Source organism: Streptomyces sp. NPDC088730, from assembly GCF_044751215.1.
Lineage (GTDB): Bacteria > Actinomycetota > Actinomycetes > Streptomycetales > Streptomycetaceae > Streptomyces.
In genome coordinates, this window is sequence record NZ_JBIVLK010000008.1 from 346,435 (window position 1) to 361,941 (window position 15,507).

Annotated in this window: 13 protein-coding genes; 3 read left to right on the top strand and 10 right to left on the bottom strand. The window is 71.7% G+C overall.

The annotated features are described in order from the left end of the window. The first annotated feature begins 116 nt into the window (after positions 1-116). Positions 117-1,184 carry an enoyl-CoA hydratase/isomerase family protein gene (locus ACIP89_RS24940; protein ID WP_401926124.1) on the top strand — a complete coding sequence of 356 codons (1,068 nt, stop codon included), beginning with the start codon at positions 117-119 and terminating at the stop codon, positions 1,182-1,184. Between the two features lie 14 nt (positions 1,185-1,198). Here ACIP89_RS24940 and ACIP89_RS24945 read toward each other — a convergent pair whose 3' ends face one another. The 8 genes from ACIP89_RS24945 to ACIP89_RS24980 form a co-directional block, all read right to left on the bottom strand. Then, entirely contained in the window at positions 1,199-2,662 is a 1,464-nt protein-coding gene (locus ACIP89_RS24945; RefSeq protein WP_402116788.1) for an arabinose isomerase, read from the bottom strand. Beyond that, entirely contained in the window at positions 2,662-4,170 is a 1,509-nt protein-coding gene (locus ACIP89_RS24950) for a rhamnulokinase family protein (RefSeq protein WP_402116790.1), read from the bottom strand. Before ACIP89_RS24950 ends, ACIP89_RS24945 begins: the two co-directional genes overlap by 1 nt. 22 nt (positions 4,171-4,192) lie before the next feature. Further along, positions 4,193-6,238: a bifunctional aldolase/short-chain dehydrogenase gene (locus tag ACIP89_RS24955; RefSeq protein ID WP_402116791.1), complete on the bottom strand. Its 2,046-nt coding sequence runs from the start codon at positions 6,236-6,238 to the stop codon at positions 4,193-4,195. Positions 6,239-6,309: 71 nt separating this feature from the next. Beyond that, on the bottom strand, positions 6,310-7,476 hold the full coding sequence (gene rhaI / locus ACIP89_RS24960) for an L-rhamnose isomerase (protein ID WP_402116793.1): 1,167 nt from the start codon (positions 7,474-7,476) through the stop codon (positions 6,310-6,312). A gap of 225 nt (positions 7,477-7,701) precedes the next feature. Then, positions 7,702-8,730, bottom strand: a complete 1,029-nt coding sequence (locus ACIP89_RS24965; protein WP_402116795.1) for a carbon-nitrogen hydrolase family protein — start codon at positions 8,728-8,730, stop codon at positions 7,702-7,704. A gap of 256 nt (positions 8,731-8,986) precedes the next feature. Continuing rightward, positions 8,987-9,214: a hypothetical protein gene (locus ACIP89_RS24970; RefSeq protein WP_024489347.1), complete on the bottom strand. Its 228-nt coding sequence runs from the start codon at positions 9,212-9,214 to the stop codon at positions 8,987-8,989. 107 nt (positions 9,215-9,321) lie between these two features. Further along, positions 9,322-9,801, bottom strand: coding sequence for a hypothetical protein (locus tag ACIP89_RS24975; protein WP_401926111.1), 480 nt, complete (start codon positions 9,799-9,801; stop codon positions 9,322-9,324). Positions 9,802-9,902: 101 nt separating this feature from the next. After that, positions 9,903-11,279 carry an FAD-binding oxidoreductase gene (locus ACIP89_RS24980; RefSeq protein ID WP_402116797.1) on the bottom strand — a complete coding sequence of 459 codons (1,377 nt, stop codon included), beginning with the start codon at positions 11,277-11,279 and terminating at the stop codon, positions 9,903-9,905. A 171-nt stretch (positions 11,280-11,450) separates the two neighbouring features. Between ACIP89_RS24980 and ACIP89_RS24985 the strand changes: the two genes are divergently transcribed. Next, positions 11,451-12,305, top strand: a complete 855-nt coding sequence (locus ACIP89_RS24985) for a pentapeptide repeat-containing protein (RefSeq protein WP_402116799.1) — start codon at positions 11,451-11,453, stop codon at positions 12,303-12,305. Positions 12,306-12,362: 57 nt separating this feature from the next. Here ACIP89_RS24985 and ACIP89_RS24990 read toward each other — a convergent pair whose 3' ends face one another. Beyond that, the gene (locus ACIP89_RS24990) at positions 12,363-12,887 is read right to left on the bottom strand and encodes an SRPBCC family protein (protein ID WP_402116800.1); all 525 of its coding nucleotides are present in this window, start codon (positions 12,885-12,887) and stop codon (positions 12,363-12,365) included. Positions 12,888-13,121: 234 nt separating this feature from the next. On the opposite strand from ACIP89_RS24990, the gene ACIP89_RS24995 reads away from it, so the two are divergent. Next, positions 13,122-14,489: a radical SAM protein gene (locus tag ACIP89_RS24995; RefSeq protein ID WP_401924069.1), complete on the top strand. Its 1,368-nt coding sequence runs from the start codon at positions 13,122-13,124 to the stop codon at positions 14,487-14,489. A gap of 39 nt (positions 14,490-14,528) precedes the next feature. Here ACIP89_RS24995 and ACIP89_RS25000 read toward each other — a convergent pair whose 3' ends face one another. Further along, positions 14,529-15,428: a LysR family transcriptional regulator gene (locus ACIP89_RS25000; RefSeq protein ID WP_402116802.1), complete on the bottom strand. Its 900-nt coding sequence runs from the start codon at positions 15,426-15,428 to the stop codon at positions 14,529-14,531. Between the last annotated feature and the right edge of the window lie 79 nt (positions 15,429-15,507).

A 15,507-nucleotide genomic window follows, 5' to 3' on the forward strand; every position in this document is an offset into this window, starting at 1 on the left:
CCGTGGCCGCCGCCACCCCCTCGTGCCCGCGCTCCGGAACCGCCGCGCACAATGGCAGCGCAAGGCCGTCCGTGACCGGCGGAACGGCACGTACTGGGGCTGACCGGAGCGCACGCATGAACCACGAGGATCCCGTCCTGCTGCACACCGAGGGGCGCGTCCGCCACCTCACGCTCAACCGGCCCCGGGCCCTCAACGCGCTGAACCACACCATGGTGCTGCGCATGGCGGAAGCACTGGACGCGGCGGAACGCGACGAATCGGTCGCCGCCGTGCTGCTCACGGGGGCGGGGGAGCGGGGGCTGTGCGCGGGCGGCGACATCCGCGCCATCCGGGACGACGCCCTGGCCGGCGGCGGGACCGCACTGGACTTCTGGCGTGACGAGTACCGGCTGAACGCCCGTATCGCCCGGTTCCCCAAGCCGTACGTCGCGATCATGGACGGCATCGTGATGGGCGGCGGTGTCGGAGTCTCGGCCCATGGCTCGATCCGGATCGTCACGGAGCGTTCGCGCGTCGCGATGCCGGAGACCGGTATCGGGTTCGTCCCGGACGTGGGCGGCACCTACCTGCTGGGCAGGGCGCCCGGTGAGCTCGGCACCCACCTGGCGCTCACCGGGGCAGCCGTCGGCGCGGCGGACGCACTGCTGTGCGGACTCGCCGGCCACTTCGTGCCGTCACGGGAGCTTCCCGGTCTGATCGCCGCCCTCGACCTGTGCACCACACCCTCGGAGGTCGTCGCCGCGGTGCGGCGCTACGAAGGCGCGGCCACCGGAGGCGAACTGGCCGCACAGCGCGGCTGGATCGACTCCTGCTACAGCGCCGGAACGGTCGAGGAGATCGTCGAGCGCCTCGGCGACTGCGGCGAGCCCGCAGCCAAGGAGACCGCCGCCACGATCCTGGCGAAGTCGCCCACCGCGCTCAAGGTCACCCTCGAAGCCGTCCGCAGGGCGCGCCGCCTCGACCGCCTGGAGGCCGTGCTGGACCAGGAGTTCCGGGTCTCGGCCACCGCCTTCACCCGGCCCGACCTGGTCGAGGGCGTACGCGCCCAGATCGTCGACAAGGACCGGAACCCGCGATGGAACCCCGCCGGGCTCACCGAGGTCACCGACGCCGACGTGGAGCGGTTCTTCGCCCCCCTCGGCGACGGTGAACTCGGCCTGGACGCCCCCGCGGCTCCCTGAGGGGGCCGCCCGCGTCAGAGGGCGTTGGGCCCGTTCACCGCACGGAAGGGCAGGCCCAGCAGGTCCGCGGCGGCCCGGAAGTCCCTCGCACGGTGGCCGGTGCACAGCGCCCAGTGGTGGCCGATGCCCGTGGCGGACCAGGCATCGGTCCACTCGCCGGGATCGAAGCCGAAGTCCACCCGGGAGGTCGTGTTGCCGATCTCCAGGAGGGGACCGGGCACGACCTCCCCCTCGGACGCGATCAGGATGAACGAGCCGTCGGCCTCCTGGCCGATACCGAACGTGGTGACCGGCCCGTGGGTGACGTCGAACTCGACGCTGACACCCCAGCCGCGCTTGCCGTGGTAGACACCCAGACCGCGCAGCAGCGGGTCCTTCGCGCTGATCGCCAGATGGGCGGGGCCGTCGTGCCCCATCTCCACAACCCGGTCGCGGAAGTTGAGCGCCTGCAGTTCGGTGAACGAACCGCCCGCCCCCATGGTGTCGGCGATCAGCATGGCGAGGCTGGTGCGCAGCTCGTACTCACCGGCCATCGGCACCCCCCGGGCGGTCAGCAGCGAGGCGCCCAGGATCATGCCGGCCCCCAGCCGCTCGTGGACCTCACCCTCCAGCCCCCGGTGGTAGTAGGCGAGGCTGTCGAGCGCGAAATCGGCCACCAGCCGGTCCAGACCGACCGAGACCCGTGCCGCCCAGGCGAGATCGCCCTCGTCGACGGAGGCGTCCAGGGTGAAGACCCCCCGGGCCAGGGCGACCCGTTCGGCGGTCTCCCCGTCCGTCACCGCCGAGACCCTGACCCGCAGGTCGTCGAACTCCAGCACCTCGACATGGCCGCCCAGCTGCGCGGAGACCAGCGTCATGTCGGTGGAGACGTCGAGCATGCCCGGGTACAGATGCCCCATCAGCCCGTGGCGGCCGTGGCGCAGCGCACCGCGCACCGCGGCGGCCGAGACCCAGCGGCGGATCCTGCCCCAGGCGTTCTCGTCGCGCAGATGGCCCGAGACCGAGCGGAACGGGATGCCGCTGCGCCGGAACACGCTGGCGACCTCCGGCAGCGGGCACTGACCGCAGTACGCCAGCCACTCGCCCGTGCCGGTGCCGGCGTGGTCCATGGCCTCGGCCGGCTGGAGGTCGATGACCAGCACCGGGGTGTGCGTGCGCTGGGCGACCGGCAGCACCATCGACGCGGTGAGGTAGGTCGTCAGGAACGTCACCACCAGATCGCAGTCGGCCCGCCGCAGCTGTTCGGCAGCCCTGGCCGACTCCTGAGGATCCGAGACGAACCCCGCGTCGACCACCTCGCACCCCAGCTCCTCGATCCGGGCGGTCACGAACCGGGCCGACCCCCGCAGCTGTTCGAGAAGGCCGGGGAACTGCGGCCAGTACGCGCCGAGCCCGCCGGAGACCAGGCCCACCCGGGTCCGGCGCCGGGACGTCCGTGCAAGGGCACCGCCGGGCTCTGCGGCGCGGTCGTCTGACATCAGGTGTTTCCATTCCCCGCAGGTGTCTTCCTGGTGAGCCGGGCCTCCGCGCGGTCCCAGTCCCGTCTGTCCCCCCGCGGTTCGTAGTGCCGCAGCTCCTGGGTACGGGCGACCAGCCGGCGCACCCCCGCGAGGCCGCCCACCAGCCCGTGGGCGCGGGCCTGCAACAGGATGTTGCCGAGTGCCGTTGCCTCGGCGGGCCCGGCCGTGACGGGCAGCCCGCTCGCGTCCGCCGTCCACTGGCACAGCAGCTCGTTGCGTGAGCCGCCGCCGACCAGATGGATGCGTGCCGGCTCGCGGCTCGCCAGCTCCGCGGCCCGCCGCAACGTCCTGCGGTGGGCCAGCGCCAGGCTCTCCAGCACGCATCGCACATATCCGCCGCGAGTCCCCGGAGGCTTCTGCCCCGTCCGCAGCAGATGCGCGTCGATCCGGGAGGGCATGTCGTCCGGCGCGAGGAACGCCTCGTCATCGGGATCGATCACCGCGGCGAACGGCTCCGCCCCGGCCGCGCCGGTCAGCAGCCCGTCCAGTCCGGTGGCGGGGCCCTCGCGGTCCCACGCCCTGCGGCACTCCTCCAGCAGCCACATGCCCATGATGTTGCGGAGGTACCGGACGGTGCCGTCCACCCCGCGCTCGTTGGTGAAGTTCGCCGCGCGCGACTCCTCGGACAGCACCGGGGCGTCCAGCTCCAGACCGGCCAGCGACCAGGTGCCGCACGAGACGTACGCGAAGTCCGGCTCCGTCGCCGGTACCGCCACGACCGCCGACGCCGTGTCGTGCGAGGCGACGGTGGTCACCGGGGTCCCGGCCGGCAGCCCCGTGGCCGCGGCGACGTGTGCCAGGAGCGTCCCCGCCGGATCACCCGGCTCACGCAGTGGCGGAAAGAGCGAACGCGCCAGCCCCAGCCGCCCGATCAGCGCATCCGACCAGCCACCGGCCCGCGCGTCGAACAGTCCGGTCGTCGACGCGTTCGTGATCTCCGCACCCACAGAGCCGGTCAGCCAGTGCACCAGCAGATCAGGCATCAGCAGCAGTGTCCGCGCCGCCTCCCACTGGGCCGTGGCACGGTGGGCCAGCAGCTGGAACACCGTGTTGAACGGCAGGTGCTGCAAGCCGCTCACCGCGTACAGCTCCGCCGCGCCACAGCCCTCCGGCAACCGCTGCGACATGCCGTCGCCGCGCCCGTCCCGGTAGTGGAAGGGCACCCCGAGCAGCGACCCGTCGGCATCCAGCAGACCGTAGTCCACCGCCCAGGTGTCGATGCCGACCGAGGCGACCGGACCGGTGCGCGCGGCCGCCCGCAGCCCGTCCAGCATCCCCTGGTACAGGGCCAGTACGTCCCAGTGCAGCCCGTCCGGCAGCCGCACCGGTTCGTTGGCGAACCGGTGCGCCTCGGTCAGGACCAACGTGCCGGGGCCGACCCGGCCCGTCATCACCCGGCCACTGGTGGCACCGAGATCCACGGCGGCGAAGACGGCCTCGTCGGCCGGCCGAGCGTAGGAGTTCACAGCCATCAAGATCGTGTCCGGTTCATCGCAGGAAAGCCGCTGCCACACCGGCGTCGACAGGGATGTGCAGACCGGTGGTGTGCGTGAGGTCGCCGCCGGTCAACGCGAACACGGCATTGGCGACATGCTCCGGCAGCACCTCACGCTTGAGCAGGGTCCGCCGGGCGTAGAACTCCCCGAGCTTCTCCTCCTCGATGCCGTACGTCGCCGCCCGCTGGGCGCCCCAGCCGCCGGCGAAGATCCCCGAACCGCGCACCACCCCGTCCGGGTTGACGCCGTTCACCCGGATCCCGTGTTCGCCGAGCTCCGCCGCCAGCAGCCGCACCTGATGGGACTGGTCGGCCTTGGTCGCGGAGTACGCGATGTTGTTCGGACCCGCGAACACGGCGTTCTTGGACGCGATGTAGATGATGTCGCCGCCGATGCCCTGGGCCCGCATCACCCGGGCGGCCTCCCGCGACACCAGGAACGAACCGCGCGCCATGATGTCGTGCTGCAGATCCCAGTCGCGCGCCGTCGTCTCCAGCAACGGCTTGGAGATGGAGATCCCCGCGTTGTTGACGACGAGGTCCACACCGCCGAAGGCGAGCACGGCGGCCTCGAACGCGGCGGCGATCTGCTCCTCGCTGGTGACATCGACCGCCACCGCGACCGCCCGGTCCGCTCCGCCGAGGTCCTCGGCGACCGCGGCGGCGCTCTCCGCGTTCAGGTCGGCGACGACCACACACGCGCCCTCCGCGGCCAGCCGGCGGGCGATGGCCTTCCCGATCCCCGAGCCCGCACCGGTCACCAGCGCCACCCGGGTGGCCAGTGGCTTCGGCTTCGGCATCCGGCGCAGCTTGGCCTCCTCCAGATCCCAGTACTCGATCCGGAACTTCTCGGACTCCCCGATCGGGGCGTACGAGGAGACGGCCTCGGCGCCGCGCATCACGTTGACGGCGTTGAGGTAGAACTCCCCGGCGACCCGCGCGGTCTGCTTGTCGTTCCCGAAGGAGAACATGCCCACCCCGGGCACCAGCACGATCGCCGGATCGGCGCCACGCATGGCGGGGGAGCCGGGCGCGGCGTGCCGCTCGTAGTACGCGCGGTACGCCTCGCGGTACTCCGCGTGCAGCTCCCGCAGCCGCTCCCCGGCCTCGGCCAGTGGCACGTCCGAAGCAAGATCCAGGGCCAGCGGCCTGACCTTGGTACGGAGGAAGTGGTCCGGGCACGAGGTGCCGAGCGCGGCGAGGCGCGGATGCTCCGCGCGGGACAGGAAGTCCAGCACCGGGGCGGCGTCGGTGAAGTGCCCCACCTGAGGGCGGTCCGTGGACGCCAGACCGCGGATCAACGGTGCGAGCGCGGCGGCCCGTTCGCGGCGGGCCGCCTCCGGCAGTGGCATCCGGTCCGGCAGCACCGGACCGAAGGGCTCGGCGCTGCCGCGTTCCAGCAGGAACGTCTCGGCGGTACGGATCATCCACAGCGCGTTCTGTTCGCACGCGTCGGACGTCTCGCCCCAGGCGGTGATTCCGTGGCCGCCCAGGACCACCCCGACCGCCTGCGGGTTGGCCGCCTTGACCGCCGCGATGTCGAGACCGAGCTGAAACCCCGGCCGGCGCCAGCCCACCCAGGCCACCTTGTCCCCGAAGCACTCGACGGTCAGTTTCTCGCCATCGGCCGCGCACGCCAGGGCGATCCCCGAATCCGGATGCAGGTGGTCGACATGGGCCGCCTCGACCAGGGCGTGCATGGCGGTGTCGATGGACGGTGCGGCGCCGCCCTTGCCGTGCAGGCAGAAGTCGAAGGCCGCCACCATCTCGTCCTCGTGCCCGACGCCCCGGTACACCTCCTTGAGCGCGCGGACCCGGTCCAGGCGGAGGACGGCGAGCCCCGCCTCCGTCAGCGTGCCGAGGTCGCCCCCGGATCCCTTGACCCAGAGCAGTTCGGTCCCGCCACCGGTGACCGGATCGGCGCCGACCGCCTTCACCGACGCGTTGCCTCCGGCGTAGTTGGTGTTGCGGGGGTCGGAGCCGATCCGGTGCGCGCGCTCCAGGAGCGCTGCGACCTCAGCGTGCGTCGCGGACGTCATAGGGGTTCCTTCGGGGTGAGAGGTGCGTTCACGGCGGGGGACGTACGGAGGACGGGGAGCGTGCCCAAGGCTCAGGCGCCCCAGCCGGCCTGCGTGCCGCCCACCCGGGCGGCCGCGATGCGTTCCTGGTTGCCGGAGGCGAGGTAGGCGGCGAACGGGTCACGGGCCAGGCCCTGTTCCTCGCGCACCTCGGCGAGCAGCGGCCGCACATCGGTGTTGTATGCATCCATCAGGACGGCGTTCGACGCGAGCACATCGCCCGACCTCTGCGCGGCGCCGAGCGCGTCACCGTCCACCAGCAGCGCCTTCGCTGTCGCCTCCTGCACATTGGCGACGGACCGGATCACCGCCGGGATCTTCGCCTCGATGTTGTGGCACTGGTCGAGCATGAAGTTAACGTTGGTCTCGGACTTGAGGCCGCCGTTCTTGACCACCTCGTGCATGATCCGGAACAGCTGGAAGGGATCGGCGGCACCGGCCATCAGATCGTCGTCCGCGTAGAAGCGGGAGTTGAAGTCGAACGCGCCGAGCCGGCCCTCTCGCAGCAGGATCGCCACGATGAACTCGATGTTCGTGCCCGGCGCGTGGTGACCGGTGTCCACGACCACCTGGGCCTTCGGGCCGAGCTTCAGGCAGTGCGCGTAGGCGGTGCCCCAGTCCGGCACGTCCGTCGCGTAGAACGCGGGCTCGAAGAGCTTGTACTCCAGCAGCATCCGCTGGTCGTCGCCCAGCCGCTCGTACACCTCCGCCAGCGCCTCGGACAGCCTGCCCTGGCGGGTGGCGATATCGTCCTGGCCGGGGTAGTTGGTGCCGTCGGAGAACCACAGCTTGAGATCGGGCGAGCCGGTCTCGTCCATGACGTCGATGCATTCCAGCAGATGACCGGTCGCCTTGCGCCGCACCGCGGCGTCGGGGTGGGTGACAGAGCCGAGCCTGTAGTCGTCGTCCTGGAAGACGTTCGAGTTGATCGTGCCGATCCGCAGCCCGAGGCTCTCGGCGTGCCGGGTCAGTGCGGCGTAGTCCGTCACCTTGTCCCAGGGAATGTGCAGCGACACCTTCGGCGCGACCCCGGTGAACGCGTGTACCCGCGCCGCGTCCTCCATCTTCTCGAACGGGTCGCGTGGCACCCCCGGCTGCGCGAACACCTTGAAACGAGTCCCGGAATTGCCGTAACCCCACGAAGGAGTCTCGATCACCTGAGACTTCAGGGCTGCCTTGACGGCCGACACATCAGACATGAGCACCTCGTAAGCAGAGTCATCCGGCGACCGCGGCCGTCAGGACGATGTGAATCGTTTCATCTGGAACGTACGCTAGGTTTGACGCCGACGACTAGTCAAGCAGCTGGCCGGTCTTGTTCTCGCTCTGCACCTGGGTTTGAATCAATTCACCACGGATCGGGGCGACCCGGCCGAAGGCGGACCCGGCCTGTCCGAGGGCCTTCTCGGGCAGGCCGGGCGGGGTCATCCGGCCGGAAGGGCCGCTTCTGGAAGGCGGTGCGGTCGACGCCGCGGGCGTCCTCCACCAGGTGTCCTGCGTAGAGGCCGGCCCGCGCCCTGCGCCGCCAGGGCCTGGCCAGAGCGCCGGCGGGGTCCTGCGGGCCCAGCTCCGCGACCGCCGGCGAAGGCGTTCCGTCCCCCGGACAGCGGGCGGCCCACTCGCCGTCGGGGCCGACGACCCCGCCTGCGCCCCACCGCCGAGGAGCCGGTACGGCGAAGCCGGTCCAGTACCGGTTCGTCGCGGCGTGTGCCCGCATCTCGGTCGCGAAGCCCGTGCCTCCTCCGGTGGCTCCGCCTGTGGCCGCCTGTGGTCGAGAACAACACGCAGTCGACGTCGAGCCGTTCGTATGCGCCGGAGAGCCCGGGAAAGTGCGCTTCCATGTCGAGCGCGCAGCCGAACCGGACCCCGTCGGCCTCGAAGGTGACCGGTGCCGACCCTGGTGCGTACATGTACGAGACCTTCGTGTGCGACAGCATGCGCTCGCCGTAGCGGGTCGCCACCTCGCCGCGGTCCGAGATCACGTACAGACTGTTGTGCGGGCGGTTGGGCGCGGTGAGCCGGTGGACCGAACCGAGCGCGGTCCACAGCCCCGGCTGACGTGCCAGACGGGCCGTCAGGGTCAGCTCCTCCTGGAATACGTCCCACTGGAACCTGCTCCAGTCGGCCGGGCCGGCCTCGGCAGGGCCGTCGAAGGACAGCGGCCGTTCGTCCGGGGAGCAGGTGGTCCCCTCGGGGAACTGCACCACCCTCGCCCCGGCCGCCGGCGCCCCGCGCATCAGGCTCCGCACCTCGGCGCCGCTGTCCCTTAGCTCGGTCCTGCTGCGGGGGTTCTCACGGACCGTGGTCCGAGCCACCCAGACGTACGTAGTTCTCTTCCGGCATGACGTCTCCTCGGGGAGCCGAACGGAATGCCGGAGGGCAGTCGAACAGGACCGGCCGGTCCTGGCCGCGCGGGCGCGCACCCGGCGCTTGAGATTCCTGTGGGCTGTCATCTGGCCTTCCACGCCGCGGGCGCGAGCCCCCCAGCGACCACACCCGAGACGATCGGACCACGGCAGCGACCTGAGACAGGAAGTCCCTTTGCCTCCGTGGCAGGCCGAGCTGGGGACGGCCGGGGGAGTGCGGCGCAGGCCACGCCGCGGACATGATCTCCGGGCCTCGGCGGATCGCGTCAAGGCCCGGAGCGGACCCGGCGGCCCCGGACCCGAGGCCTGCCGAACCGCGTCGGCGCCGGCCGCACGGCTCGGCTCAATGCCCGCTGCCCGACATGCTCGGCTGGAGCGACCGGACGAGGTCGAAGAACCGCGACTCGTTGCCCGAGAGCCCGGCCCGGCGCAGCGCGCCGTCGGCCTCCTCGATCGGTGCGGCGAGCAGGGGCATGTACAGCGGGGCGTCATCCGGCTCGCAGAGGGCGGCCCGGGTGGCTTCCAGCAAACGGACGTACGCCTGCGCCGCGGCGAGTTCGTCATCGCGCATCTCAGCATCTCCCGGTCAGAGGTGTCTCAGAGGTGTCGGACCCACAAGCATCCCCCATGGGTCTGACAACACCCCGGGCCCAGCCCCGGCGTGGCCCCTACGGACCGTCAGGCCCGCACGCCGGCCGGTGGTTCGACCTCCAGGAATCTTCGGCGGCGCGGCCCGTGATACAGCAGCGCGATCCAGCCCGCCGCCCGCAGCGCCGCCGCGCACCGGTTCAGTTCGTCGCCCTCCTCGTGGGCCGCCCCGCTGCCGGGCGGCCCGAGCCATTCGACGCGTACGGTGCCGGGGGCCGTCGCGGCCTCCACCCGGTATCCGGTCGCCGTACGCCGCCCCGACGCGTCGACGGCCGACGCGGACAGCCCCGACGCCTCCAGCGTGAGGGCGACGGCGCGCACGGGCCTGTGCACTTCCCACGGGGCCGGAACCGACTCCGGGGCGGGGTGCCCGGAGTTGGCCAGCCGCCGGATCTGCGCCATCCCGGCGAACGCCGTCCGTACCGCGGCGGCCCGCTTCTCAGCCGGGCCCGGAGGCGGCGGCCCCTCACCAGTGGCCGGTTCAAAACCGGCCTCCTCCCCGGTGCCCATCCGCTTCCCCCTCGGCCCGTACGCGCTTTTTGCCAGTGTGCGCCGCCGCACTGACAACGGCGCCGCACGGGCCGCCGCGGGCTCCGGCCGAAGCCCCCGGGTCAGGCGGTGCCCGCTGTGAGGACCTTGCCCGGGTTCAGGATGCCGTGCGGATCGAGCGCCGCCTTCACCGCGTGGTGCATGCCGAGCACCGCGCCTCCCAGCTCCTTGTCCATGCCGCGCATCTTCAGCAGACCCACCCCGTGCTCGCCCGTGACCGTGCCGCCCAGTGCGATCGCGTCGTCCAGGATGTCCTCGAAGGCGGACTGCGCGCGGGCACGCGCCGCTTCGTCACCCGGCGGCGTGATGATCAGGGGATGCAGATTGCCGTCCCCCGCGTGGGCGATGTTGGCGATCAGGACGTCGTGCCGTGCCGCCGTCCGCTCGATCCGGGCCAGCATCTCCGGAACCGCGGTCCGCGGTACGCAGACGTCCTCGGTCAGGACCGGGCCGAGCCGTTCGAGCGCGGGATAGGCCAGCCGCCGGGCCTGGAACAGGGCATCGGCCTCGTGCTGGTCGGTGGAGACCGCGGCCCAGGTGGCGCCGGCCCGTTCGAAGCAGTCCCGGATCAGTTCGGCCTCGGCGTCACCCTCGGCCCCCGGAGTGTCCACCCGCCCGAGCAGCACGACGTCCGCGTCCGCGGACAGCCCCATCTTCTTCCAGGCGTCCACGGCGGCGAGGCAGTGCCGGTCGACCAGTTCGAGCGCGGACGGGATGACGCCGGACGCGGTCACGGCGCTCACCGCCTCACCGGCGGCGACCACCGAAGAGAAGTAGCCCGCGACCGTCCGCTCCTGGAGACGGGCCGGGCGCAGCCGCACGGTGATCTCCGTGATCACCCCGAGCGTGCCCTCGGAGCCCACCATCAGCCCGGCCAGGTCGTACCCCGCCACACCCTTCGCGGTACGGCGTCCGAGCGAGACGACCTCGCCGAGCCCGTTGACCACTTCGAGGCCCAGCACGTAGTCGCGGGTCACGCCGTACTTGACGCAGCACATACCGCCGGCATTGGTCGCGACGTTCCCGCCGATCGTGGACCAGGGAGAGCTGGCCGGATCCGGCGGGTACCAGAGCCCGTGCTCGGCGCAGGCCGCCCGGAGGTCGTCGTTGACCACGCCGGGCTGGACCACTGCCAGCCGCTCGGCCGCGTCGATATCGACGATCCGGTCCATGTCCTCGAACGACAGGATGATCGCCCCGTCCACGGCGTTCGCACCGCCGGACAGGCCGGTGCCCGCACCGCGCGGCACCAGAGGAATGCGGTGGGCGAGACAGTGGCGCACCACATCCCGCACCTCGTCGGTGCCGGACGGGCGGACCACGGCCCGCGGCATCCCGTACGGAGCCCACTCGGCCTCGTCGTGCTGGTACCGGGCCAGGCCCGCCGGATCGGTCAGTACTCGCCTGGCCGGAATGCTCTCGACCGGTGCGTTCGCCACGATGGTGGCCACCTCCCATAAAGATGTATTAGCCACCATTGTCGCGTGCGGGTTCCCGGCCCGTGGGGGAGGCCCCGTTCTCCGGGATGGACACCGCGTGGACAGGGCCCGCCGGGAACCTCGGTAGGCTCGGTCGTTCATGAACCCCGCACACCGGAGGACGCAGGCACCGTGCCCGATACCGACCGAGCTCCCGGCACCGACGACCCGGACGGCACCGGCCGGGCAGGCCTGCGCGCCGACTGCGGGAACTGCTTCGGGCTGTGCTGCGTCGCGCTGACCCTCACCCGGTCCGCCGACTTCGCCATCAACAAGGACGCCGGCAAACCCTGCCGCAATCTTCAGGACGACTTCCGCTGCGGCATCCACACCGGACTGCGTTCCGAGGGCTTTCCGGGCTGCACCGTCTACGACTGCTTCGGCGCCGGACAGAAGGTGTCGGGGGAGACCTTCGGCGGACGGGACTGGCGGGCGGCCCCGGAGAGCGCCCAGCAGATGTTCGAGGTCTTCCCGGTCATGCGGCAGCTGCACGAGCTGCTCTGGTACCTGACGGAGGCGGCCGGACTGGCACCGGCCCGCCCCCTCCACGGCGAGATCGGCCGCACCCTCGACGAGACCGAGCGCCTCACCCACCTCGACGCCGCCGCCCTCGCTGAGCTGGACGTCGCGGCGCACCGGGACGCCGTCGCCGCCCTGCTCGCGCGTACCAGCGAACTCGTCCGTGCCACCGCCCCTCGCAAGAAGAAGCGCGACCACCGCGGCGCCGACCTCATCGGTGCCCGGCTCAAGGGAGCCGACCTGCGCGGCGGCGACCTGCGCGGCGCCTGCCTCATCGCGGCGGACCTCACCGGCGCCGATCTCAGGCTCGCCGACCTCATCGGCGCGGACTTCCGGGACGCGCGACTGTCCGGTGCGGACCTGACCGGGGCACTCTTCCTGACCCAGTCACAGCTGAACGCGGCCCGGGGCAACGGTGCCACCCGGCTCCCCGCGTCGCTCAGCCGCCCCTCGCACTGGGAGCGTTGAGGCAACCGGCAGGAGCGCTGAGGGAACCGCGGGGGCGTCGAAGGGGCCGGGGAGTGGTTAAGCCCCGGACACCTCCCCGTCGCGCGGAACCTCCAGCGCCGCCCTGAGCCGCCGGAGCGTCGTGCGGATGTTGCCGCGCTGGAAGTCCGCGAAGGTGTGCCCCCGGGTGGCCGCCCGGTCGAAGGCGTTGGCCAGGAAGTCCGGCCAGCGCCGACGGTCGTCGGTCCAGGTCTCGGTGACCAGGGTGCCGCCGTCCACCTCCTCGAACCGGTACTCCCAGGTGGCGATCGAGCCGGGGAGCCGCGGCCGCCGGGCGCCGATCGCGTGGACCCGGAAGGCGAACCGCTCGCCCGGATCGGCCGCGGTCACCGTGCACCGCGTCGTCCAGTTCATCCTGCCGCGCCTGTTGCGGCCCTCGAAGACCATGCCGACGTACGCCTCCCGGCGCTCGCCGAGCACCTTCGCGCCCCGGTTCTCCGGACTCCAGCGCCCCATCGCGGTCGGGTCGCTGACCTGTGCGTACACCGCCGAGGGCGCGACGGGGACCACTGTGCTGTCCGACACGGACATGGTGCGGGTCATGAAGCACTTCCGATCCGCGGCCGACTGCGGTAACCACCGGGCGTCGGGGCGGCCGCACGGCCGACGGGCTCCCGGGCCCCACACCCTACTGGCCGGTCACATACGCTGCGGCGGCGGGCGCCATGACCGTCCCCGTATCCGGTGCGCGGGATCGAGAACGCATCCGCTCCGTTGTTCGTTGCACAGGTGGCGTATCCGGAACATCACCGACAACCGGACCGAGGAGCCCCGCACATGCCCAGCCGCACAGACACCGGCCGTACCGAGCCAGCCAGCACCGACGCAGGCCGCACCCGCCTGGTCGAAGGGCTCATGGAGCGGTTCCCGCACGTGCCCAGGGAGGCCGTGATCAAGGAGGACCTGCTGCGCGGCGGACTGGCCTTCGACGAGTCCGCGCTCAGCGACAACGAGGGCGGTGACGTCAAGCCGAAGTCGTACTTCATCTTCTCCTTCGACCACGGCACGCTGCCCGAGCTGGGGGCCGCCGCCCTGCGCCGGCCGCCGGAGGAGATCGTCCTCACCGGCGGCCCCTACGAACTGCGGCGCACCGTGGTCTCCGTGCGGGTGAACCCCGCATCGCCCTACCGGGTCGCGGCCGGCGCCGACGGTGTGCTCGGGCTCTACCTCGACGGCAGGCGGATCTCCGACGTCGGGCTCCCCCCGATGCCCGACTACTACCGGCACACGCTGGAGAACGGCAAGTCCGTGATGGAGGTGGCGCCCACCATCCAGTGGGGCTACCTCGTCTATCTGACGGTCTTCCGCGTCTGCCAGTACTTCGGCGCCAAGGAGGAGTGCCAGTACTGCGACATCAACCACAACTGGCGCCAGCACAAGGCCGCGGGCCGTCCGTACACCGGAGTGAAGCCGGTGGAGGAGGTCCTTGAGGCGCTGGCCATCATCGACCGCTACGACACCGCGAAGACGTCCACGGCCTACACGCTCACCGGCGGTGCCATCACCTCCCACATCGGGGGCCGGGACGAGGCCGACTTCTACGGCCAGTACGCGAAGGCCATCGAGGAGCGCTTCCCCGGCCGCTGGATCGGCAAGGTCGTCGCCCAGGCCCTGCCCAAGGCCGATGTGCAGCGCTTCCACGACTACGGCGTGCAGATCTACCACCCGAACTACGAGGTGTGGGACCCGCGGCTGTTCGAGCTGTACTGCCCCGGCAAGGAGCGCTACGTCGGCCGCGACGAATGGCACCGCCGCATCCTGGACTCCGCCGAGGTCTTCGGTGCCCGCAACGTCATTCCCAACTTCGTCGCAGGCGTGGAGATGGCCGAGCCGTTCGGTTTCACCACGGTGAAGGAGGCCATCGACTCCACCACAGAGGGCCTGCGGTTCTTCATGTCGCACGGCATCACTCCCCGCTTCACCACCTGGTGCCCCGAGCCCACGACGCCGCTGGGGAAGACGAACCCGGACGGCGCGCCGCTGGAGTACCACATCCGGCTGCTGGACGCCTACCGCTCGACGATGGAGGAGTACGGGCTGACGTCGCCTCCCGGCTACGGTCCGCCGGGTCCCGGACGCGCGGTGTTCTCCGTCAGCTCCTTCATGGACAGCCTGCCGGCCCGCCCTGACGACGAGAAGCCGTGACGACGAGAAGTCCTGACGACGTGAGGCCCTGACCGGCGGTCAGCCGGCCGGTGCGTCCGCCGCGGCGACGAGCTCCCGGACGACCCGGACGAAGCCGCGCACCAGTGCGGTGTCCTTGCCGCCCACCCAGGCGAGCACCACCCGCAGCGGTTCCACATCGGTCAGCGGGACCCAGGCGAGGTCCGGCCGCGCGTAGTACCGGGCCATGCTCAGGGGCGCGAAGCAGACAGCGGAACCCTCCGCCACCTGCTCCAGCATCTCCTCGACGTTGTCATTGGTCGGCCCCCACCTCGGACTCGAACCGTCCGGCCGGGGGTTGACCGCCCACCAGTCCACCCACTCACGTGGCGCGCGCTGGGTCCACAGCAGTGGTTCGTCGGCCACTTCGAGCACCGAGATGCCCGAACGGCCCGCCAGCGCGTGCCCGCAGGGCAGTCCCACGACACGCGGTTCGGTATGCACCAGCTCGCTGCGCAGCCCGCTGAGGTCATTGGGCAGCCAGACGAACGCGACATCGGTCTGGCCGTCACGCAGCGCGTCGGCCTCCTGCCCCCAGTCGTAGCGCTTGGGCACCACCCGTACCCCCGGGTGGTGCCGGGCGAACTCTGCACGGGCGCGCGTGGTGAGTTCGCCGGCGCCGCTCGCCTCGAAACCCACCCGCAGCACGCCGGTCTCGCCGCGGGTGTGCCGCTCGGCCGCCGCCGACACCCGCTCCGCCTGCCGAACCGTCAGCAAGGCCTCGGCGATCACGTCCTGCCCCGCCGCGGTCGCGGAGACGCCCCCGGCGTGCCGGTCGAACAGCCGCACCCCGAGCTCGGACTCCAGGCTCTTGAGGGCGTACGAGAGGGCGGGCTGGCTGACGAACAGCCGCCGGGCGGCCCGCCCCAGGTTCTCCTCCTCGGCGATCACGGTGAGGTAGCGCAGTTGACGCAGCTCCATCCAGGCATCATAAGTCGTCTTTATCGGTCCGACGAGTCTCTGTCCTGGACCGCCTGTGGAGCCGGATGACATAACTGAA